15 protein-coding genes are annotated in these 20,091 nt (G+C 71.5%); 8 read left to right on the forward strand and 7 right to left on the reverse strand.

Features of this window, described 5'->3' with window-relative positions; translation table 11 throughout:
- Nucleotides 1-53: 53 nt before the first annotated feature.
- Nucleotides 54-1,571, forward strand: coding sequence for a glycerol kinase GlpK (gene glpK, locus ACFO60_RS10270; protein WP_380839510.1), 1,518 nt, complete (start codon nucleotides 54-56; stop codon nucleotides 1,569-1,571).
- A gap of 423 nt (nucleotides 1,572-1,994) precedes the next feature.
- On the opposite strand, the gene ACFO60_RS10275 is transcribed toward glpK, so the two are convergent.
- Together ACFO60_RS10275 and ACFO60_RS10280 are read right to left on the reverse strand one after the other, a co-directional pair.
- Nucleotides 1,995-3,098 (reverse strand): serine hydrolase, encoded by a 1,104-nt coding sequence (locus tag ACFO60_RS10275; RefSeq protein WP_380839512.1) that lies wholly within the window; start codon nucleotides 3,096-3,098, stop codon nucleotides 1,995-1,997.
- A complete protein-coding gene (locus ACFO60_RS10280) occupies nucleotides 3,095-4,036 on the reverse strand; it encodes a LysR family transcriptional regulator (protein WP_380839515.1) in 942 nt (313 codons plus the stop codon). Before ACFO60_RS10280 ends, ACFO60_RS10275 begins: the two co-directional genes overlap by 4 nt.
- A 100-nt stretch (nucleotides 4,037-4,136) precedes the next feature.
- Between ACFO60_RS10280 and ACFO60_RS10285 the strand changes: the two genes are divergently transcribed.
- Nucleotides 4,137-5,681, forward strand: coding sequence for a penicillin-binding transpeptidase domain-containing protein (locus tag ACFO60_RS10285; protein ID WP_380839517.1), 1,545 nt, complete (start codon nucleotides 4,137-4,139; stop codon nucleotides 5,679-5,681).
- Between the two features lie 179 nt (nucleotides 5,682-5,860).
- Here the strand turns inward: ACFO60_RS10285 and ACFO60_RS10290 are convergent, their stop codons facing one another.
- On the reverse strand, nucleotides 5,861-6,436 hold the full coding sequence (locus ACFO60_RS10290) for a hemerythrin domain-containing protein (protein WP_380839520.1): 576 nt from the start codon (nucleotides 6,434-6,436) through the stop codon (nucleotides 5,861-5,863).
- A gap of 145 nt (nucleotides 6,437-6,581) precedes the next feature.
- Between ACFO60_RS10290 and ACFO60_RS10295 the strand changes: the two genes are divergently transcribed.
- The 3 genes from ACFO60_RS10295 (at nucleotide 6,582) to ACFO60_RS10305 (ending at nucleotide 13,107) form a co-directional block, all read left to right on the forward strand.
- A complete protein-coding gene (locus ACFO60_RS10295; protein ID WP_380839523.1) occupies nucleotides 6,582-8,009 on the forward strand; it encodes a WGR domain-containing protein in 1,428 nt (475 codons plus the stop codon).
- A 216-nt stretch (nucleotides 8,010-8,225) separates the two neighbouring features.
- Complete coding sequence (gene fxsT / locus ACFO60_RS10300; RefSeq protein WP_380839524.1) at nucleotides 8,226-10,808, forward strand: FxSxx-COOH system tetratricopeptide repeat protein; 2,583 nt, start codon at nucleotides 8,226-8,228, stop codon at nucleotides 10,806-10,808.
- A gap of 205 nt (nucleotides 10,809-11,013) precedes the next feature.
- Complete coding sequence (locus ACFO60_RS10305; RefSeq protein WP_380839526.1) at nucleotides 11,014-13,107, forward strand: amylo-alpha-1,6-glucosidase; 2,094 nt, start codon at nucleotides 11,014-11,016, stop codon at nucleotides 13,105-13,107.
- Nucleotides 13,108-13,224: 117 nt separating this feature from the next.
- Here the strand turns inward: ACFO60_RS10305 and ACFO60_RS10310 are convergent, their stop codons facing one another.
- The 3 genes from ACFO60_RS10310 to ACFO60_RS10320 form a co-directional block, all read right to left on the reverse strand.
- Nucleotides 13,225-14,457, reverse strand: a complete 1,233-nt coding sequence (locus tag ACFO60_RS10310) for an MFS transporter (protein ID WP_380839528.1) — start codon at nucleotides 14,455-14,457, stop codon at nucleotides 13,225-13,227.
- Between the two features lie 88 nt (nucleotides 14,458-14,545).
- A complete protein-coding gene (locus tag ACFO60_RS10315) occupies nucleotides 14,546-15,004 on the reverse strand; it encodes a MarR family winged helix-turn-helix transcriptional regulator (protein ID WP_380839530.1) in 459 nt (152 codons plus the stop codon).
- Nucleotides 15,005-15,178: 174 nt separating this feature from the next.
- Nucleotides 15,179-15,739 (reverse strand): DUF1707 SHOCT-like domain-containing protein, encoded by a 561-nt coding sequence (locus tag ACFO60_RS10320; protein WP_380839531.1) that lies wholly within the window; start codon nucleotides 15,737-15,739, stop codon nucleotides 15,179-15,181.
- Between the two features lie 156 nt (nucleotides 15,740-15,895).
- On the opposite strand from ACFO60_RS10320, the gene ACFO60_RS10325 reads away from it, so the two are divergent.
- The 3 genes from ACFO60_RS10325 (at nucleotide 15,896) to ACFO60_RS10335 (ending at nucleotide 18,550) form a co-directional block, all read left to right on the forward strand.
- Entirely contained in the window at nucleotides 15,896-16,756 is an 861-nt protein-coding gene (locus ACFO60_RS10325; protein WP_380839533.1) for a DUF4253 domain-containing protein, read from the forward strand.
- A 197-nt stretch (nucleotides 16,757-16,953) separates the two neighbouring features.
- Entirely contained in the window at nucleotides 16,954-17,259 is a 306-nt protein-coding gene (locus ACFO60_RS10330) for a DUF5302 domain-containing protein (protein WP_380839535.1), read from the forward strand.
- 841 nt (nucleotides 17,260-18,100) lie between these two features.
- Nucleotides 18,101-18,550 carry an ATP-binding protein gene (locus ACFO60_RS10335; protein ID WP_380839537.1) on the forward strand — a complete coding sequence of 150 codons (450 nt, stop codon included), beginning with the start codon at nucleotides 18,101-18,103 and terminating at the stop codon, nucleotides 18,548-18,550.
- A 354-nt stretch (nucleotides 18,551-18,904) separates the two neighbouring features.
- On the opposite strand, the gene ACFO60_RS10340 is transcribed toward ACFO60_RS10335, so the two are convergent.
- The gene (locus ACFO60_RS10340; protein WP_380839539.1) at nucleotides 18,905-20,068 is read right to left on the reverse strand and encodes an acyl-CoA dehydrogenase family protein; all 1,164 of its coding nucleotides are present in this window, start codon (nucleotides 20,066-20,068) and stop codon (nucleotides 18,905-18,907) included.
- Between the last annotated feature and the right edge of the window lie 23 nt (nucleotides 20,069-20,091).

Genomic DNA, 20,091 nt, shown 5'->3' on the forward strand with positions numbered 1-20,091 from the left:
GGGCGAAGGCCGCGCCGGGCGACCGGCGGGGCCAGTGAAGGAGGCGACAATCCATGGCTGACTTCGTCGGCGCGGTCGACCAGGGCACGACGAGCACCCGCTTCATGATCTTCGACCATGGCGGCAACGAGATCGCCCGTCACCAACTGGAGCACGAGCAGATCCTCCCGCAGGCCGGGTGGGTCGAGCACAACCCGGTGGAGATCTGGGAGCGCACCCGCGCGGTCGTCGAGACCGCGCTCGGCAAGGCGAACCTCTCGGCCGCCGACCTGGTGGCGCTCGGCATCACCAACCAGCGCGAGACGGCCGTCGTCTGGAACCGCAAGACAGGGCGGCCCTACTACAACGCCATCGTCTGGCAGGACACCCGCACCGACCGCATCGCGAGCGCCCTGGAACGCGAGGGCAAGGGCGAGGTCATCCGCCGCAAGGCGGGCGTGCCCCCGGCGACCTACTTCTCCGCCGGCAAGATCCAGTGGATCCTCGAGAACGTCGACGGCGTGCGCGCGGCCGCCGAGGCGGGGGAGGCCGTCTTCGGCAACACCGACACCTGGCTGCTGTGGAACCTCACCGGCGGCACCGACGGCGGCGTGCACGTCACCGACCCGACCAACGCCAGCCGCACCATGCTCATGAACCTCGAGACCCTCGACTGGGACGACGAGCTGCTGTCGTTCTTCGGCATCCCCCGGGCGATGCTGCCGCAGATCCGCCCCTCCTCCAACCCCGACCTGTACGGCGTCACGCGGAGCGCCGGCCCGCTGCACGGCGAGGTGCCGCTGTCCGGCGACCTCGGCGACCAGCAGGCGGCCACCGTGGGGCAGGTGTGCTTCGGCGTCGGCGAGGCCAAGAACACCTACGGCACCGGCAACTTCCTGCTGCTCAACACCGGCAACGAGCTGGTGCGCTCGCAGCACGGGCTGCTGACGACCGTCTGCTACCAGTTCGGCCAGGAGAAGCCGGTGTACGCGCTGGAGGGCTCGATCGCCGTGACCGGGTCGGCCGTCCAGTGGCTGCGCGACCAGCTCGGCATCATCTCCGGCGCCGGGCAGAGCGAGCAGCTCGCCCGGCAGGTCGACGACAACGGGGGCGTCTACTTCGTGCCCGCCTTCTCCGGGCTGTTCGCCCCCTACTGGCGCTCCGACGCGCGCGGCGCCATCGTGGGCCTGTCCAGGTACAACACCAACGCGCACATCGCCCGGGCCACACTTGAGGCGATCTGCTACCAGAGCCGCGACGTCGTCGAGGCGATGGAGAACGACTCGGGCGTCCGCCTGGACGTGCTGCGCGTCGACGGCGGCGTGACGGCGAACGAGCTGTGCATGCAGATCCAGGCCGACATTCTCGGCGTCCCGGTGTCCAAGCCGGTCGTCGCCGAGACCACGGCCCTCGGCGCCGCGTACGCCGCCGGCCTCGCTCTCGGCTTCTGGGGCTCCACCGAGGAGCTCAAGCGCAACTGGAACGAGGACCGGCGCTGGCAGCCCACCTGGTCGGAGGAACAGCGCGAGAAGGGCTACACCGGCTGGAAGAAGGCCGTCGAGCGCACCCTCAACTGGGTCGACGTCGACTGACCCCCCACCTTCCGGCGGGCCCAAGCGACCCGCCGGAAGGTACAACCCACAAGCAGCCGCCTCCCCACCGCCCGCCCCGTCGGCTCCGCCGGAAAGGCCCTCGCTTCGCTCGGCCGGTGCTACCTCGAGGCTCCACGCCCGCACCGTGCTATCTCACGGCCCGCACGGGAAAGGCCCTCGCTTCGCTCGGACTGTGTTACCCCGGGGCTTCGCCCCGACCCCTCGACGCGGGCTCCGCCCCGCACCCCAGAGAGCCTGACGCCATCGATGTGAACGGCCGAGAGCCGCGAGCCGTATGCCGATTCGCCATTGCCGATGCCTTCCGCGTTCGGGAGCGCGAGGGCGGATCCCTCGCCGGGGGTTCGGGGTCGACGTCGGCTGAGCCCCACCGCCTTCAGGCGAATACCGGGATCTTCGCAGGGTTCACAGCGAGCGGAGGTGGTCGACGGCGGCGCGGGCGGCGGTGCCTATGGCGGCGTCGGCTCTCGGCTGGTGCTGGGCGGTGCCGATCGACCGGGTGAACACCGCGACGGCGTAGCGCCCGCCGTCGGGGTACTCCACGACCCCGACCTCGTTGCGGAGCGTCGGCAGCGACCCGGTCTTCCCGCTGACCACGACGTCGTCGTAGGGGAACCCGGACGCCAGGCGGTGCGGCCACACCTGCAGGCCGAGCAGGCGGCGGACCTCGGCGCACGCCTCGGGGCCCGCGGCCTCGTCCCGCCAGACCATGCCGAGCAGCCGAGTCATCTCGCGGGGGGTGCTGCGGTTGGTGCGCGCGGGGTCGAGCACGCGCAGGCGCGCCACGTCGCGCGGGTGCAGCGGCCCCTCCAGCCGCCCCGCGTCGGCCTCCATGGCCGCGAGCATCCCTCGGCAGTCGTGCTCGACGAAGGTGCCGGGCAGCCCGAACCGGCCGAGCATGGCGTTCACCGCCGCCAGCCCGACGTGCCGCGCCACGACGTCGGCGGCGGCGTTGTCGCTCACCGCGATCATCAGGTACGCCAGGTCGCGCAGCGAGAGCGTGGCGTCGTCCAGCATGGCGGCCAGCCCCGTGCCGCCCGCCGTCCGCTCGCCGGCCTCCACGCGGCACGGCCGGGCAGGGTCGAGCAGGCCGGCCTCGGCCTGCCGGTAGAACTCGACGAGCAGGGGGAGCTTGAACACCGAGGCGAGGACGACCGGATCGTCGTCCCCGGCGCCGACCTGCGCCCCGGTGTCCAGGTCGGTCGCGTGGAGGCTGCCGGTGACCCCCGCCGTACGGAAGATCGCCGCGAGGTCCGGGGGACGCGTGCGCGCGGCCCGGCCGGCGAAGCCGCCCGCCGCGACCGCGTGCGAGGGTCCCGTACCGGTGGCCGGCTGTGAGGGTCCCGTACCGGTGGTCGGCTGTGAGGGTCCCGTACCGGTGGTCGGCTGTGAGGGTCCCGTACCGGTGGCCGGCTGTGGGGGTCCCGTACCGGTGGCCGACTGCGAGAGGCTCGTGCGGGCGGCCGGGTGCGGGGGGTTCGTGCGGGCGGCCGGGTCCTGGGCGGTCATGCGAGCAGGCCGGACGCTGGGCGCGGCCTGACCGCGCGGACCGGCGCGGCTCCCTCTTGGACCATCCCGGCATTGTCCCGCAGGACGCGAAGCGCCACCGCGCCGAACTCCTCCATCGCCTCGGAGGGGCGTTGCCAGGCCACCGACACCCGCCAGGCCAGCGGGTCGCCCAGCAGCGGCCGCCAGGCGACGCCCGCCTGCTCGGTGCTGGGGCCGAAGGCCACGGCCGTGCCGGACATGACCAGCCCCAGAGTGAACTGCGGATGCCGGCCGAGGTGCACCTCGGCCGGGACGAACCCGTGGCGGCGGCACTCGGCCAGCGTCTCCTCGTGCAGCCCGGGCTCGCTTTCGCGGGGGAACAGCACCAGGTGCCGCGCCGCGAGGTCGGCCAGGTGCACCGAGGAGAACGCCGCCAGCGGGTCATCCTCGGGGAGCAGCACGCCCGGGTGCTGGACGAGCACGGGCCCGAAGCGCAGTCCGGGCGCGCTCACCGGATGGCGGATCACGCCGCCGTCCAGTGCGCCGTCCGCCAGCGCGCCCACCTGGTCGGCCGTGGCCATCTCGGTCAGCGCGAGCCGTACGTCCGGGTGGGCGTCACGGAACCCGGCGAGCAGGGCCGCGATGGCGGACCCGCCGAGGTCGGGCGGCACGCCGATGCGCAGGGTCGCGCCGCCGCCCGCCGGCCGGGCGAGCATGGCGGGAATCGCGTCCACCCGTTCGACGATGTCGCGGGCCTCGGTGAGCAGCAGCCGCCCGGCGTCGGTGAGGCGGACCTGGCGGCTGGAGCGGTCGAACAGGCGCACGCCGAGCTCGTCCTCCAAGCGCTTGATGCGCTGGCTGAGGGGCGGCTGCGCCATGCCGAGCCGCGCCGCCGCGTTGCCGAAGTGGAGTTCTTCGGCGACCACGGTGAAGTAGCGCAAGTGCCGTACCAGGTCCATTACCAGTGACTATATCCGGATTCGTATCAGTACGTAGTAGATACCAATATTGGACATAACGGTCAACCGTCTGCTGTCCTCCTCTCTCGAAGGGGGAACGATGAGACGATTGACGTTGGCGACCGCCGTGGTACTGGTGCCGCTGGTCGTGGCCGGTGGAGTGGTGTGGGCGCTGCGCACCGAAGGCTCGGCCGAGGAGACCGCCGCCCGCTATCTGTCCGCCTGGTCGAGGGGCGACTACGCGGCGATGCGCGCCCTGGCGGCCGCCCCGCCGGGCGACTTCGAGCAGTGGTACCGGCGCTTCCACGACGACCTGCGCCTGACCTCGGCGCGTTTCACGCCGGGGGCCGTCAAGCGGGGCGACGCGGCGACGACGGTGGACTTCCGCGCCGACCTGCGCGGCCCGGTCGACTTCGGCTACACCGGCGGCCTGCGGCTGGTCGAGCGCGACCGCGCGTGGAAGGTGGCCTTCTCGCCCTCGTCCATCCACCGCGGCCTGACGACCGGCGCGCGCTTCAAGATCGTGCAGGTGCCGGCCGCGACCGCCCCGATCCTCGCCGCCGACGGCACGCGCATCGACACGCCCACGGCGCCCGGCTCGGTGCTGCAGATCGTCGACGGGCTCACGTCCCAGTACGGCGCGCGCCTGAAGGGCAGGCCGTCGGCCCGCGTGGAGATCGTCAAGGGCGGCCGCGCCGTCGGGACCGTGGCGACCGGGCGTGCCGTCGCGGGCACGCCGCTGCGGACCACCCTCGATCTGCGGGTCCACCGGGCGGGGGCCGCGGCGCTTGAGGGGGTGGGCAAACCGGCCTCCCTGGTGGCGCTGCGCCCCTCGACGGGGGAGGTGCTGGCCGCGGTCAACCGGCCCGGTGGCTTCAACCGCGCGCTGCTCGGCGCCTACCCGCCGGGGTCGACGTTCAAGGTGGTGACCGCCTCCGCGCTCGTCGCCGGAGGCATGACCCCCGGCGACACCGTCGAGTGCCCGCCCGAACGGACCATCGGGGGGTTCGCCTTCCACAACGCCGAGTTCCACGACTTCGGGCGGCTGTCGCTGGAGGCCGCCTTCGCCCACTCGTGCAACACGACCTTCGGCAGCCTCGCCGTCGACCGGCTCGGCGGCGCCCGCCTCGCCGAGGTGGCGCGCGGCTTCGGGTTCGGCGCCCCGATCACCCCCGGCGTCCCCGCCGTGCGGGCGGCCTTCCCCCCGCCCCGCGACGACACCGACCTGGCCTCGGCGGCGATCGGCCAGGGGCGCGTCCTGGCGAGCCCGCTGAACATGGCCGCCGTGGCCGCCGCCATCGCCGACGGCACCTGGCGCCAGCCCCGGCTGGTGCCGCCCTCACTGGTGCCGGCGGGCGGGTCGGCGCCGCGCAAGCTGGAGCCCGCGGTGGCCGGCGCATTGCGCGACCTCATGCCGGCGGTGGTGAGCGAGGGCACCGCGAAGGGCATCGCGTTCCCCGGCGGCACCGCCGGCAAGACCGGTACGGCCGAATACGGGTCGGGCCGCATGCCGCCGACCCACTCGTGGTTCATCGGCTACCGGGGCGACCTGGCGTTCGCCGTCATCGTCGAGGGCGGGGGCACCGGCGCGGCGGTGGCGGCCCCCGTCGCTGCCCGCTTCCTGTCCGGCCTCGCCGCCCGCTGAGGACCCCTCGGTTTCGTCCCCCCACGGCTCCGCGCAGAGCGGGGTCGCCCGCCGCTCCGCGCAGGTGGCGGGCTCGCATGGCTCCGCTCAGCGCCGGGCCGCGCCCTTAGGCGGCGAGTCCGCGCTACTCGGCTCAGCGCCGGGCCGCGCTCAGGCGGCGGGTCCGCGGGCGGCGCGGCTCAATGCCGGCCGGCCCGGGCGGCGACCATGTCGCGGATGCGGTCGGCCGCCCCGACGAACGGGCCGGAGGCCTTGAGCAGCCCCGGGTTCGGCGGCGTGTGCGGATGCGGGCGGGTCGGCGCGAGCCTCTTCGCCTTCTCCATCTTCGTGCCGAGCTCCATGGCGCGTTCGGGACTGATCACCAGGCGCAGCTCGGGCCAGACCTGCTCCTCCTCGTAGGCGATGTGCTCGCGCGCCTCGGCGATGAACCCGGTCAGCAGGTCCTCGTACCTGGGCTGCCCCGGCTCGTAGTCGATGAGGTCGTTGAGGGTGTACTTGGCCCGCTGCTCCTGTTTGATCGCGTGCTCGGCCAGCTCGTCGCCGTGCGGGACGAGGTTGCGTACCGCCGGCCAGAAGTACTCCTCCTCGACCGCCTCGTGCTTGGACTCCTCGATGATCAGTCGGCGCACGAGCTCCTTGCGCTCCCGCATCCGCTCGCGGTCGTCGCCGATCGCCGGAGGCATGTCCTCCAGCTCGGCCATCATCCGATTGACCTCTTGGTGGTCCCGATCCAGAACCTCGAACACGTTCGCCATGGCTCTGCCTCCCGTGCGATGGCGTATTCCCCTTTTGTGGCCTTTGCCCGCATCGCCGCAGGTAAACACGACTTTTGAGTATCGGGAGCATTTTGTCGGCCGGGTCCCGTACGCTCCCAGCAATCGATCAAGGGAGGGACGCGGCATGGCCCCGCAGACCACGTACCTGGAGCTTTCCGAGGACGCCGGGAGCGCCCACAAGTTCTACGAAGTAGCGGTGTCGGGCACCCAGGTGACCATCACCTACGGGCGCATCGGCGAGCAGGGCCAGACCAAGGTGTCGGCGTTCGTGAGCGCCGAGAAGGCCGAGGCCGCCGCCGCGAAGAAGATCGGCGAGAAGGTCCGCAAGGGGTACGCCCCCGCCGTGCGCGGCATGCGCCAGCGGCGATCGGTCACTCGCAGAACCATCGTGAGCGGCAGTTCCACGGCCAGCCAGGCCCCGGTGCTGTGGCGCTTCGCCAGCGGCGCCGCCGCGTTCGGCATCTTCGTGGACGAGGACCGCTGCTGGGTCGGCAACCAGAACGGCGACGTCTACACCGTCACCCACGGCGGCACCGTCACCGGCCGCTTCAGGCTGCCCGACGGCGTCAAGTGCATCGTCGCCGACGACTTCTGGATCTACGCGGGCGCCGACGACGGCAAGGTGTACGACCTGAGCGGCAAGGTGCCCCGGGTGGCCTACGAGATCGCCGAGGACGTCGACATCTACTGGCTGGACATCGACGACGGCGTCCTCGGCGTCTCCGACCGGGACGGGCGCATCACCACGATCGACCACGAGGACGAGTTCCAGTGGGCCCGCACCGGCGAGGGCAGCTCGGCCTGGATGGTGCGCTGCGACCAGGAGGCCGTCTACCACGGCCACTCGCGCGGCGTGGCCCGCTACGACGCCGCCGACGGCACGCCGGTCTGGCACACCGGCGTCGACGGCCAGGTGCTGTTCGGCTGGCAGGACCAGGGCGCGGTGTACGCCGGCACCAGCCACAACAAGGTGTACCGCCTCGCCAAGCGGGACGGCGCCGTGGACGCGGTCTACACCTGCGACGGCGCGGTCTTCTCCTGCGCCACGGCCCCCGACGGGCGCTTCGTCTTCGCCGGTGACAACCACTCCTCCATCTACTGCTTCGACCGCGGCGGCGCGCGGCTGTGGAAGCTCGCCACCGGGTGCGGCTCGGCCTACTCCATGCAATTCCTGGACGACCGGCTCTACATCGTGACCACCAACGGCACTCTGGCCTGCGTCGACGCCAGTGAGGAGGCGATCAGGGCGGCCCAGGCGGGCACCGTTCCCGAGCCGGTCGACGTCAAGGCCGCCACCAGCCTGGCCGCGGTCCAGCCGTCCACCGTCCTGGAAAGCGTCTCCCACGCCGACGGGGGCATCGTCGTCGAGTGCGTCCGCGAGGGCGAGCGCCTGCGCGTGCGCGTGGTCAGCCCCGGCTACGACCCGCGGTGGAACGTCCAGTTCCCCCAGACCGTCCGCGAGGCGGGTGCGCGCTACCTGGTCGAGGGCGTCCGCTCCTCCGGCCGCGGCGGCTTCTACCGCGCCTACGGCGAAATCCGCCGCCTGCTCTGACGACGGGGCGCCGGTGTACCCCCTCCATGCTCCCGGCGAGCCGGCGGCCGTTCCAGGTGCGGTCGCCGGAGTTCGATCAGCCACGGCATTATGGATGACCGAATAGTGTGGAATGTCTGCTATTCGGAAATGTCATCTTCTTGAAGCGGGCCGCACGGCTTTATGGCGATCTACCATTGGAATGCGAAAGCGATGTGATCTAGCCGAGGACGGCATGTGCGCGACGGTGAGGTCGATCCGAGTGTGCCCGCCTCTGCTGAAGAGCACGCTCCTCGTCGCCGATGGCTGGTGTGGGCGGGGGGATCGGCGGCCGGGGGATTGGCCGCGATAGGCACATATGCGGGAGTGGCGGCGCAGGTCGTCGATGACCTGACCCTGACACAGATGATCTGGACGGTCGTCGCCTCGGTAGTCGCCGCCGTCTTCGCCTTTCTCACCGCCGCCGCCGGCGGATATGCCCTGCTGAGCCGGCACGTCACCGACCGGCGCACGACCGCGGTCGCGGCCGGTGCCCGGTGGCATATCTGGGGAGGAATTCCCCCGCGGAACGTCGGCTTCACCAACCGGACCGAAGCGATCGACCGGATTCATGCCGTTCTGCGATCGGAGAGCGCCGGAGATGATGTTCGCAGTTGTGTCCTTCAGGGACTCGGCGGAGTGGGCAAAACATCGCTGGCAGCGGAATACGCGTATCGGTTCCGATCTGAGTACGCGCTCATCTGGTGGGTGAGAGCCGAGCCCCAGGCCATCGCGGCCGATGATCTCGGCAGGCTTTTCGCCGCCCTCACCGGGGAGGCCGTGCCTGATCAGGTGGATGTGCCGGCACGTTTGTGGCGTGAGCTCATGAGCGTGCGGCCCTGGCTCCTGATCTATGACGACGCGGTGGATCGTGCGGCCCTCAGGAAGATATGGCCGGTGGGAGGGGCAGGACACGTGATCATAACGTCGCGTGCCGACGCATGGTCGGATCTCGCCGACGAGACCATCACCGTCGATGTCTTCAGCCATGACGACGCCGTGACGCTGTTGCGAGCCCGCACTCGCTCCGACGACCGCGCCTCGGCCGCCGAGGTGGCCGACAAACTCGGCCGGCTTCCGCTCGCCCTCGTGCAGGCCGCCTCATATGTCAACCAGACGAAGACGACGCTCGAACACTACGCCGAGCTTGTCGAGCGGCACCCGAGCAGTATTCTGGCGACCACCCCGCCCGCCGATCACAGCGTTCCCGTGGCCACCACATGGTCCATGTCCATCACGCGGGCGGCTGCCCAGGCGGCGGGCGCCGGAGAACTTCTCATCTTCTTCTCCTACCTCGCGCCGGAGCGAATCCCGCGCGCCTTGCCGGCGGAGCGCTCTTCCGCGCTGCCCCCGGAACTCGCCGAAGTCCTCGCCGACCCGGTCGCGTACGACCTGGCGATCGCGGCCTTGGCGCACTACTCCCTGATCACTGCCGACTCGGCATGCGTCTCGCTTCATCGGCTCGTGCAGTTCGCGGTACGGACGAGTCTCACAGAGACCGCACGGCGGAAATGGCTGGGAGTCGTGATCAGAGCTCTCGACCAGGCGTTCCCGCGAGCGCCGGCCGATCGGAATTCCTGGGCCACCTGTGCGGAACTCGCGCCACACGTGTTCGCGGCCACCGCTCATGCCGAACAGATCGGCTCGCCCGAGTTCATGGGTGACCTGTTGAAGCGGGCCGGCATCTACCACATGTCGCGCGATTTCTTGCAGGCAGCCCTGGATCTCCTGCGCATGGCCCTGTTCCATTATGAGCGCGCCGACGGTGAGAACGCGCTCGCTGTGGCAGAGGTATGCGCGGAACTCGCGCGGGTGCAGCACAGGAGAGCCGATCTTGCCGACGCGCTCATCCTCGCGGAACGGGCGATCAGAATAAAGGAGAGGCATCTCGGCGCGAGTGCCATAGAACTGATCGGTGACGTGGCCCGGCTCGGCGACGTGCTCATGGAGATGTCACGCCTGCAGGATGCCCAGGACGCGATGGAGCGTGCCCTCTCCATCGCCGAGTCCGGATACGGCGCCGACGATCGGAGATCACTGCCGTGTCTCCGGCATCTGTTCTGGCTCCATATGCGTCGCGGGCACTACGGAACGGCACTCGCCTTCGCGCAACGTGGATTCGAGCTGGATCGTGCTGCCGAGGGAAGGGACGAACGGGGCACCGCTTATCTGCATGAGGACATCGGTTGCGTACACTACAAGTTACGTGACTTCGAGAAGGCGAAGATACATTGGTCCCTGTCTCGCGATATGTTCGTACGCATTGATGGGCCCGAATCATACGAGGCATTGAAGCGGGAACAAGGCGTGGCGGACTCGTGTGCGGCGTTAGGCGAATATGAAACGGCGATCGATGTGTCCACGCACTCCGTTGAGGGTCTCGCTCGAATTGTCGGCGCCGATCATCCGGACGTCGCCGCCGGCTTGACCTGCCTTGCCGATGCGTTGTCGGCCGCCGGAAGACCGCAGGACGCGCTGCCGCACTTGACGCGCGCCGTCGCGATATATGAGCGGTTCTACGGCTCTGGGCATCCTTATCTGGCTCACGCGCTCGTTCTGTTGTCGGCGACCCAGCTGGCGGTGGGCGACAGAGGCGAGGCCGTTCGCAGCCTGAACAGGGCGGAGAAGATCGTGGCACGATGCCATGGAACGCGTCATCCGATGTTCGCCGCTGTACTCCAAGGTAAGAGTGAGCTGAGCCGTTCCAGCGGGAACCAGCGAGAAGCGGATGCTCTGGCGGAGGACGCCCGGTCGATATTGGCGGAGGCTCGTAACTCTTAGAGGCTCGCAACTCGTAGGAGTGCACGTGCCGGACCTGGCGTGTGCGGCGGTCGCGGCCGATCCATCCGACTTTCCACGAGGCGTCGGGTCCGCTGGGAAGTGATCCCTGGCGTTGGCGTGGTCACGCCTGAAGAGAGCGTAGAGGGTGCTTTGTGCGCACTTTCCGCCGGCCGGCCGGCGAAGTCACGAAGGGGTAGCCACAGATATGCAACCGTCCCTGCTCGAAACGGTGGCCTCCGTCCTCGCGCCCACCAGCGCGCTGAGCGGCCAGGACGGGCAGATCCGTCCCACGGGCGCGCAGGGGCTCTTCCACGCGGACGCGAGGGCGCTGTCGCAGGCCCGCCTGCTCGTCGACGGGCGCGAGCCCGAACCCGTCGGCCACGCCCTGACCGGCGCGGGCGGAGCCCGGTTCACCGGCCTGCCGCGCTGGCTAGGAGACCCCGGCCCCGACCCCACCGTGCGCGTCGACCGCGGGCGTCAGGTCACGGCGGGCGGCATGACCGAGACGATCGAGATCACCTCGGCCGCCTCGGCCGAGGTGACCGCCACCGTCACGCTCGACCTCGACTGCGACTTCGCCCCGATCGAGACGGTGAAGTCCGGCAAGGCCACCGTCCCGGCGCCGGCGACGAGCGAAGCCCCCGGCACGCTCTCCTGGAACTCCGGCGGCATCCACGTCGTCGTGACCGGCGAGGACGCCTGCGCCGATACCGCCGCCGATCCGGACGGTCACCGGCCGGCCGGGGCCGGCCGCGGTGCCCGGCTGCGATGGGAGGTCGCGCTGCCGCCACGCGGCCGGATCACGCTGCGCTGGAGCGTCGCCGTCGAGGACCCCGCCGCCGTCGTCACCGCCCCCGCCCACCCCGCCGAATGGGGGCATCCGCGCGTCACCGCCGCCGACCACCGGCTGACCCGCCTGTTCGACCGGTCGCTCGACGACCTGCGCTCGCTGCGCCTCGCCGAGACCGGCGCGCCGGAGGACGTCTTCCTCGGCGCGGGCGTGCCGTGGTTTCTGACCCTGTTCGGCCGCGACAGCATCTGGGCGGCGCGCATGCTGCTGCCGCTCGGCACCGGCCTCGCCGCCGGCACCCTGCGCGTCCTCGCCCGCCGCCAGGGCGTCCGCACCGACCCCGCTTCCGGCGAGGCGCCCGGCAAGATCATGCACGAGCTGCGACGGCACGAGTTCGTCCTGGCCCCGCACGAGATGCGCCTGCCCGCGGCCTACTACGGCACGATCGACGCCACCCCGCTGTGGATCAGCCTGCTGCACGACGCCTGGCGCTGGGGCATGCCGGAGGACCAGGTCGCCGCGCTGCTCCCGGCGCTTGAGGCGGCTCTGACCTGGCTCGGCACCGACGCCGACCCCGACCGCGACGGCTTCGTCGAGTACGTCGACACCAGCGGCCACGGCCTGGCCAACCAAGGGTGGAAGGACTCCGGCGACTCGGTCCGCTTCCGCGACGGCGGCCGCGCCGAGGCGCCGATCGCGCTGGTGGAGGTCCAGGGATACGCCTACGAGGCCGCCCTGCACGCCGCCGCGCTCCTTTCGGCCTTCGACCGGCCCGGGCCCGCCCGCTGGCGCGAGCACGCCGAGGCGCTGGCCGCGCGGTTCCGCGCCCGGTTCTGGGTGGACGGCCCGCACGGCCCCCACCCGGCCCTGGCCCTTGACAGGGACAAGCGCCCGGTCGACGCGCTGACCAGCAACATCGGACACCTCCTCGGCACCGGGCTGTTGTCGCCGGAGGAATCGGCGCGGGTCGCCGCGCTGCTGGCGACACCCGCCATGGCGGAGGGGTTCGGGCTGCGCACGATGTCGTCCGAGGACGGCGGGTTCAGCCCGCTGTCCTACCACTGCGGATCCGTCTGGGCGCACGACACGGCCATCGTGGTCGCGGGCCTGGCCCGCGCCGGGTTCGGCGCCGAGGCGGCACGTCTGGCGGAGGGCCTGCTCGCGGCGGGGGAGTCGTTCGATTACCGGCTGCCTGAACTGTTCGCCGGCGACGCGCGCGACGCCGTCGTCCGTCCCGTGCCCTACCCGGCCGCGTGCCGGCCGCAGGCCTGGTCGGCCGCCGCGGCCGTCACGGTCGTCCACGCCGCGCTCGGGCTGCACCCTGACGTGCCCGGCGGCACCGTGGCGCTGCGCCCGATGGCCGGCGCGCCGCTCGGCGCGGTGCGTGCCGAAGGGCTCATGGTCGCGGGCGCCGAGGTGACCGCCGAGGTGGACGGTGACGGCCGGGCCAAGGTGTCGGAACTCCCGCACGGACTCACCCTCGCCACGGACCAGGCGGAGATCGCCTGATCCTCCTCCCCTGCCCGTCGAACGCTGCGGATCGGCTTCGGCCTGGCCGCCTCCGCTGCTCGCGGCCGGTGCCCGAGCCCATCGGCGCCGCGAGGCCGCTCCGCGTGGGCGTGCCGATCACGTTGACGCGATGGCCGGCTCCTCGGCTGCCCGGACGTCTCCGGCCTGGACGCGCTCCGCCTCGGCCAGGTACCGGTGCGCCGTGGACAGGATCGCGATGCCGAGCAGCAGCGTTCCTGCGCCGATGAAGAACGGGACGTGGATGTTGGTGTGCTCGACCAGCTTGCCCGCCGCGAACGGCGCGAGGCCGCCGCCGATGAACCGGACGAACCCGTAGGCGGCCGACGCGACCGGGCGCTCGACGGGGGAGACCGTCATCACGGCCTGCGTGGTCACAGTGTTGTTCACGCCGATGAAGACGCCGGCGACGATCACCGCGGTCACCAGCACGGGCGGGTGCGTCGTCCATATGGCGATGACGAGCACGGTCACCGCGAACAGGGCGAGGTTCGCGTAAAGGGTGCGGGCGATGCCGAAGCGGCGCTGCAGCCAGGGCGCCCCGAACACCGAGAACAGCGCCACGAGCAGGCCCCAGCCGGTGAAGACGAAGCCGAGCTGGACGGCGCCCAGCCCCATGGGGAAGGGCGCGTAGCCGAGCACGGTGAAGAATGCCCAGTTGTAGCAGAGCGCGGTCAGCGACATGGTGAGCAGGCCGCGGTGCCTGAGCGCGCGCAGCGGGTCCAGCAGGCCGGTCCTGCGTTCAGGGCGCGGCGTCGGCTCCACCAGGACGACGGTGGCGATCAGGGCGACGGCCATCAGCGCCGACACCCCGAAGAACGGGCCTCGCCAGCTCACGTTGCCGAGCAGGCCGCCGAGCAGCGGGCCCACCGCGATGCCGAGGCCCAGCGCGGCCTCGTACAGGATGATCGCGCCCGCGAAGCCGCCGCTGGCCGAGGCGACGATCACCGCGAGCGAGGTGGCGATGAACAGCGCGTTGCCGACGCCCCACCCGGCGCGGAAACCGACGATGGACGCGATGCTCGGCGAGGTCCCGGCCAGCGCGCTGAACACCACGATCAGCACCAGACCGGCCATCAGCGTGTACTTGGCGCCGATGCGGCTGGACACCCAGCCGGTGATCAGCATGGCGACGGCGGTCACCACCAGGTAGCTCGTGAAGAGCAGGGTGACCTGGCTGGGGGTGGCGTTCAGCTCGTGGGAGATCGCGGGCAGGATCGGGTCGACCAGCCCGATGCCCATGAAGGAGACCACGCAGGCGAAGGCGACCGCGAACACCGCTTTCGGCTGTTCGAACGGGCTCGCGCTCGCTCCGGCGGAGAGACTGCTCATCAATGCTCCATCTCATGCATCGCCGGCGCTCCGCGCTCCGGCCGTCACCGGAGGCCGAGACGCCCGGCGGTCCTTCAGGGTTCGGGGGTCACCGGGAGGCGCCGAACCGGTCGTCGGGCATCTGGCGCGTCAGGCTGTCGATGGCGGGCAGCGCCGCGATGAGCGAGGCCCGCTCGTCCTCGCCGAGGCGCGACAGCAGCCGGGCGAGCGCGTCGGCGCGCGCCTTCCGCCGCTCGGCCAGAGCGGCGCGCCCGGCGTCGGTGATGTGCACCCGCACGACCCGCCCGTCGTGAGCGTCGCCGGCCCGCTCGACGAGGCCGGCCTCCTGCAGGCGGGAGACCAGCTGGGTCATCGCCGGCTGAGTGACGCCCTCGTGCGCGGCCAGCTCGGTCAGGCGGCAGGGGCCCGAACGGTCGAGGGTGCCGAGGGTCGCAGCCGAGGTGAGCGACAGCCCGCCGGGAGTGTTGAGCCGCAGCACCAGGCGGGTGAGCCGTTCGAGCGCGGCCGTCACCTCGGCGGCAGGGGAGCCGCGAACCGCAGAATCCATAAGGGACTTATATCAACGTATTATGTATATGGCCAGCCGAGGGCGCGCTCGACGCCGGGACGGCCGAACCTCAACGGGTTCCGCCTCATGACGGCCGAGGCTCCGGCCGCTCACCCTCGTCCGCTCACCCTCGGATGGAAGAGAGCCGAGTGCTTCGCCCCCGCAGCGGGGGTCTCAGCGGCGAGGATGCTTCAACTTGATGGTGCCCATGCCGACGCGGCCGTTGACGCGCAGCACCGGCCGGTCGGGCTCGGGGGGAGAGGTGACCTTGTTGACCATGTTGCCCATGCCGCTCGTGATGTCGTCGATCACGACCGCCCAGCCTCGCGGCACGATGACGGTGATGGTGCCGGCGCCGCACGTGAGGTTGAGCTGCACCTCTCGGTGCGGGCAGGTCGCCCCGGTGAAGTCGATCTTCAGGTTGCCCCAGGTGCACTCGCCGACGATGCGCCGGGGCACCGTCCACTGGCCGGCCTGGGTGATGGATCCCGCGCCGGTGCGCAGCACCAGCGGCTCGTCGCTCGAGGCCGCCAGGGCGGTGCCCACGGGCATACGGGGCAGGTCGTCGATGAGCGCGTCGAGCTCGGCGTAGGTCTTGGCCGCGTAGGTCCGTTCGAGTCGCTCGTCCAGCTCGTCCAGGGTGATCCGGCCTTCGCCGGCGGCGATGCGCAGGCGTTCGGACACGGCCTCCCGATCGGCGTCCGAGGCACGTAGGTTTCCGATCGCATCCGTCATATCACCACCGTAGCCAAGGATGCCGATCTGCCGGAGCCTCCGTACGGTAGAGATCGTGGCCGGGGCGCGGGACAGGACGGGCGATTGTGCGGTACGACGGAAGATGTGGCGGATCCCCCTCGCACTACCATCTCGGCTGCCCGGCATCCTATTGGTGTGATCGGCACCGGAACGGTGGAGATGGACGGTTGTCAGCGTCGGCGTCTGCCCCCTGCCGTGCGCCAGTTGTTCGACGACGGCGGCGACGGGCGGACGCTCGCGGTCGAGCTCCCGGCCGGCGCGGTGGTGTGGCCCGACCCCACCTATCTCCGCTTCCCCTCCGCGGCCCGCGGCCGTCCCGCGTTCTGGCTCAGCCAGGCGCCGGTGGCGGGGGCCCTCTACGCCCGGCTGCGGACCGAGCATCCTCACTCGGGTCTGTGGCCGGTGCTGCTGGAGGACTCGGTCCAGCCGTGGTCGGTCGGGCAGATCGCCCCCGACGCGGCCGCCGAGATCGACAACTTCAACGTGGCCGCCTTCATGGAGGAGGTCTGGGCCGACTGGGTCCAGCGGGCCGCGGAGGACCAGCTGGAGATCCTCGACCCGTTCGGCCCCCTCTGCCCGGGCCCCGCCGAGCCCGCCGAGCCGAGAGCCGATCCCGGCGCGGTGGCCGACTGGTACGCAGGCACCCTGGCGGCGGAACAGGGGATGCCCGTGGGCCTGGCGGCGGTCGACCGCGGCGCCGACGCCCTCGCCGTCATGGGATGGCAGGGCGCCCTGCACCACAACGAGTGGAACGTCCCGCTCGCCGCCGTGGTGCGCAGCTGGGAGGACCGCTTCGGCGCACGCCTGGTCGGCATGGGGTTCAACACGCTGGAGCTCAGCGTGGCGGCGCCTCCCATGAGCCCGCACCACGCGGTCCACGTCGCCGCCGAGCACTGGGCGTTCTGCCCGGACGCCATCGTCCAGGGCGCGGGCACCCTGCTCGACTACGCCGAGACGCTCCGCGGCAAGCACACCTGGTCCTTCTGGTGGGACTGACCGCCGCCTCGCGCGCGCGAGGCGGCGCCGCCTGGTACGAGAGGGCCGGGCCGCGCATGAGATGATGGGCCCGTGCTTCGCCGGATCGAGTGTGACGTGGTCGACGGGCGAGGCGCAGGCTTCGCCGGTCCGGCGAGCCGTCACGCGCGCGCCTGCACGAGGCCGAGTGGTCGCCCGTCCAACACCAGGAGGTCCACATGACTGCCGACGCGCCCGAGCCGCAAACCCCGACCCGGGCCGCCGAAACGCCCGCGTACGCCACCCGGGGCGCCGAAACCCCCGATGCCGAAACCAGCGGCGCCGAAACCCCGGCCGCGGACGTCCCCGGTCCCGACACCCCGGACGACGAGCTCAAGCGGAAGTTCCGCGAGGCCCTCGAGCGCAAGCGCCGCACTCAGGCCGAGTCGAACGGCGGCGGTCGCGGCAAGGACGGCTCCAAGATCCACGGCACCCACGGTCCCGTCGGCGGCAAGCGTTCCTTCCGCCGCAAGAGCGGCGGCTGACCGTCCCGCCGCCTTCGTCGGCGGGTTCGTTCCGGCACCTCAGCGGGTCGCCGTTTCTGTCAGAAACAGGGGCGCCGCGTCCTTGCGCGCCATGGCGTCGCCCGGCCGGCCGCCGTGCGGGGCGCCGGCCCAGACGTCACGAGGGTCCCCCAGCCAGGGCCGGGCGAGTGACGTAGCGCCCGCGACAAGCCACCGCCCGGCCCCCTCGCCCGCCGGCGTCGCAGTGTCCAGGCGACCGAGGCGCACCGGCACGTGCGGGACCGCACCGAGGCGAGCCTGGGGGCGGTCAGCGTGATCGCATCGCACGCGGCGGGCGGGTCGCATCGGACGCGGCGGGCGAGGCGGTCGCCGACGGCAGCGGACGCACCTCGCGCGCGGTGAGCATGGCGCCGTCCCCGGTGGCGATCGCCCGGCGGCGGTCGCCGTCGAGGGCCCCAGGCGACGACGACGGAGTCCAGGGCTGTCCCGCCCCGCGATGACCGGGTGTGGATGTCCAGGAGAGAGGGGCACGGCCGCGCGGTTCGCCGTGGCCGGCCCGGCTCACCGGCTTCGCGGCCCGGTCCTCTCGTCCCCCGTCACCTCGACGGTTTTCCGACGCCCGGCACCGGGTTCACCCGGTTTCCGGCTCTTCCTGCGGGTTATTGGGAGCGCTCCCAAAGGCGGCGCTCCGTCAAAGGTGAGGAACGGGCATGTCTGCCTCCATCGATCAACATTGCTGCGGATAACCCGACATAAGCCCCTGGTCTACCGCCCGAAACCCCAACAATCTTGTTGCGAGTGATTCACATCACTGACTTATTGCCGTAATGTGAGTGGGAGCGCTCCCACTAAGGAGTTCCCGGTGTCCGTCACCTTCCGCGCGAACTGCACGACCGGACCGGACGTGCTCAGTGGCCTCCCCCTGCGGACGGCCGAATGGATCTTGTCCGCAGAAGCCGAGAGTGTCCGCGCGGCACGTGTACTGGTCAGCCAGGAACTGCGACGCTGGGGCACAGGCGGGCTGGTCGACGACTGCTCGCTGATCATCAGTGAGCTCGTCACCAACGCCATCCAGCATGGTGGCACGGCGTTCTCGCTCAGGCTCGGCAGCGACGGGCAATGGGTCTACGGCGAGGTCTTCGACGCCGGCGACGGGCTGCCCTGCGAAGGGCCCGGCGATCTGGACGCCACCTGCGGGCGAGGTCTGCTGATCGTCGGCACGCTCGCCGACGACTGGGGCGTCGTCCAGGCGGACGGCGGCGGCAAGATCGTATGGTTCGTCGCGGGGCTGGGTGGCGAACCCTTGAGCTGACCTCGCGGTTCTGGGGTCTGTGAGGTCTCGTCGGGGCACGGTGAGCACCGGGCGGTGCGTGCTTCGGCGATCCGGTACGGCTTGCGCAAGGAAAGCGGATTCCGCCCTCCGGGGCAAGCCGTACCGGTACCAATCTTCGAACCTCCGGCCGATGGCCGGCGGCGTCCTGGAACGCGCGCCAGACGTCGTCCCGCCGTCCGGCCCGCGACCGGAGCCCGGCTCATGTGACCGAAACCGGCCTCCGCGTCCACGCGACCGAAACCCTCGCCGGGCAGCGCCGCCTGACCGTGCCGCCGTGCCGCCGTGCCGTGCCGCCGTGCCGTGCCGTCGCGCCGCCGGGCCTGGACGCCGGGGTCAGCGGAAGGCGTCCAGGCCGGTGAGCGCACGGCCGAGGGTGAGCGCGTGGACCTCCTCGGTGCCTTCGTAGGTGGCGACGGTCTCCAGGTTCACCATGTGCCGCATCACCGGGTACTCCAAGGTGATGCCGTTGGCGCCGTGGACGCCGCGCGCGGTGGCCGCCACCCGCTGGGCCGCTCGCACGTTGGCGAGCTTGCCGAAGCTGACGTGCGCGTGGTGGGCGAGGCCGGCGTCCTTGAGGCGCCCGATCCGCAGGGCGGTCATCATGGCGTGGTTGACGTCCACGAGCATGTCGGCGAGCTTGCGCTGGGTGAGCTGGAAGCCGCCGATCGGCCGGTCGAACTGCACCCGGCTCTTGGAGTAGTCGATGGAGGCCAGCAGACAGGTGCGGGCCGCTCCGGCGACGCCCCAGACGATGCCGTACCGCGCCTCGGACAGGCACGACAGCGGCGCCTTGAGGCCCTCAGCACCCGGCAGCAGCGCCTCCTTGGGCAGCCGCACCCCTTCGAGCACCAGCTCGGAGGTGATCGAGGCGCGCAGCGAGATCTTCTTGTGGATCACGTTGGCGGAGAACCCCTGGGCCGAGGTGGGCACCAGGAAGCCGCGGATGCCCTCGTCGGTCCTGGCCCACACGATCGCGACGTCGGCCACCGACCCGTTGGTGATCCACATCTTGGTGCCGTCGAGCACCCAGTCGTCGCCGTCGCGGCGAGCGCGGGTGCGCATCGAGCCGGGGTCGCTGCCGGAGTCGGGCTCGGTCAGCCCGAAGCAGCCGAGCGCCTCGCCGGTCGCCATGCGCGGCAGCCACTCGTCCTTCTGCGCGTCGGTGCCGTACTTGTGGATCGCGGTCATCGCCAGCGACCCCTGCACCGAGACGAAGCTGCGCAGCCCGCTGTCCACCGCCTCCAGCTCGCGGCAGGCCAGGCCGTAGCTCACCGCGTTGGTGCCGGCGCAGCCGTAGCCCGACAGGTGCATGCCGAAGACGCCGAGTTTTCCCATGCTCCTGGCCAGGCCGCGCGGGTCGGGGATCGTGCCGGCGTCGAACCAGTCGGCGACGTGAGGGAGGAGCTCGGCGCTTCCGTAGTCGCGCACCGCGTCGCGGATCGCGCGCTCCTCGTCGGACAGGTCACCGTCGACGTCGAGGAAGTCATGAGGATTCATGCGGTCACCGTCATCGGTCGCGG

The sequence above is a fragment of the Sphaerisporangium dianthi genome (genome assembly GCF_042654065.1).
GTDB lineage: Bacteria > Actinomycetota > Actinomycetes > Streptosporangiales > Streptosporangiaceae > Sphaerisporangium > Sphaerisporangium dianthi.

Coding starts and splice junctions, on each gene's coding strand:
- glpK (WP_380839510.1), top strand. CDS start 54: ATGGCTGACTTCGTCGGCGCGGTCGACCAGGGCACGACGAGCACCCGC.
- ACFO60_RS10275 (WP_380839512.1), bottom strand. CDS start 3,098: ATGACCGCCCAGGACCCGGCCGCCCGCACGAACCCCCCGCACCCGGCC.
- ACFO60_RS10280 (WP_380839515.1), bottom strand. CDS start 4,036: ATGGACCTGGTACGGCACTTGCGCTACTTCACCGTGGTCGCCGAAGAA.
- ACFO60_RS10285 (WP_380839517.1), top strand. CDS start 4,137: ATGAGACGATTGACGTTGGCGACCGCCGTGGTACTGGTGCCGCTGGTC.
- ACFO60_RS10290 (WP_380839520.1), bottom strand. CDS start 6,436: ATGGCGAACGTGTTCGAGGTTCTGGATCGGGACCACCAAGAGGTCAAT.
- ACFO60_RS10295 (WP_380839523.1), top strand. CDS start 6,582: ATGGCCCCGCAGACCACGTACCTGGAGCTTTCCGAGGACGCCGGGAGC.
- ACFO60_RS10305 (WP_380839526.1), top strand. CDS start 11,014: ATGCAACCGTCCCTGCTCGAAACGGTGGCCTCCGTCCTCGCGCCCACC.
- ACFO60_RS10310 (WP_380839528.1), bottom strand. CDS start 14,457: ATGAGCAGTCTCTCCGCCGGAGCGAGCGCGAGCCCGTTCGAACAGCCG.
- ACFO60_RS10315 (WP_380839530.1), bottom strand. CDS start 15,004: ATGGATTCTGCGGTTCGCGGCTCCCCTGCCGCCGAGGTGACGGCCGCG.
- ACFO60_RS10320 (WP_380839531.1), bottom strand. CDS start 15,739: ATGACGGATGCGATCGGAAACCTACGTGCCTCGGACGCCGATCGGGAG.
- ACFO60_RS10330 (WP_380839535.1), top strand. CDS start 16,954: ATGACTGCCGACGCGCCCGAGCCGCAAACCCCGACCCGGGCCGCCGAA.
- ACFO60_RS10340 (WP_380839539.1), bottom strand. CDS start 20,068: ATGAATCCTCATGACTTCCTCGACGTCGACGGTGACCTGTCCGACGAG.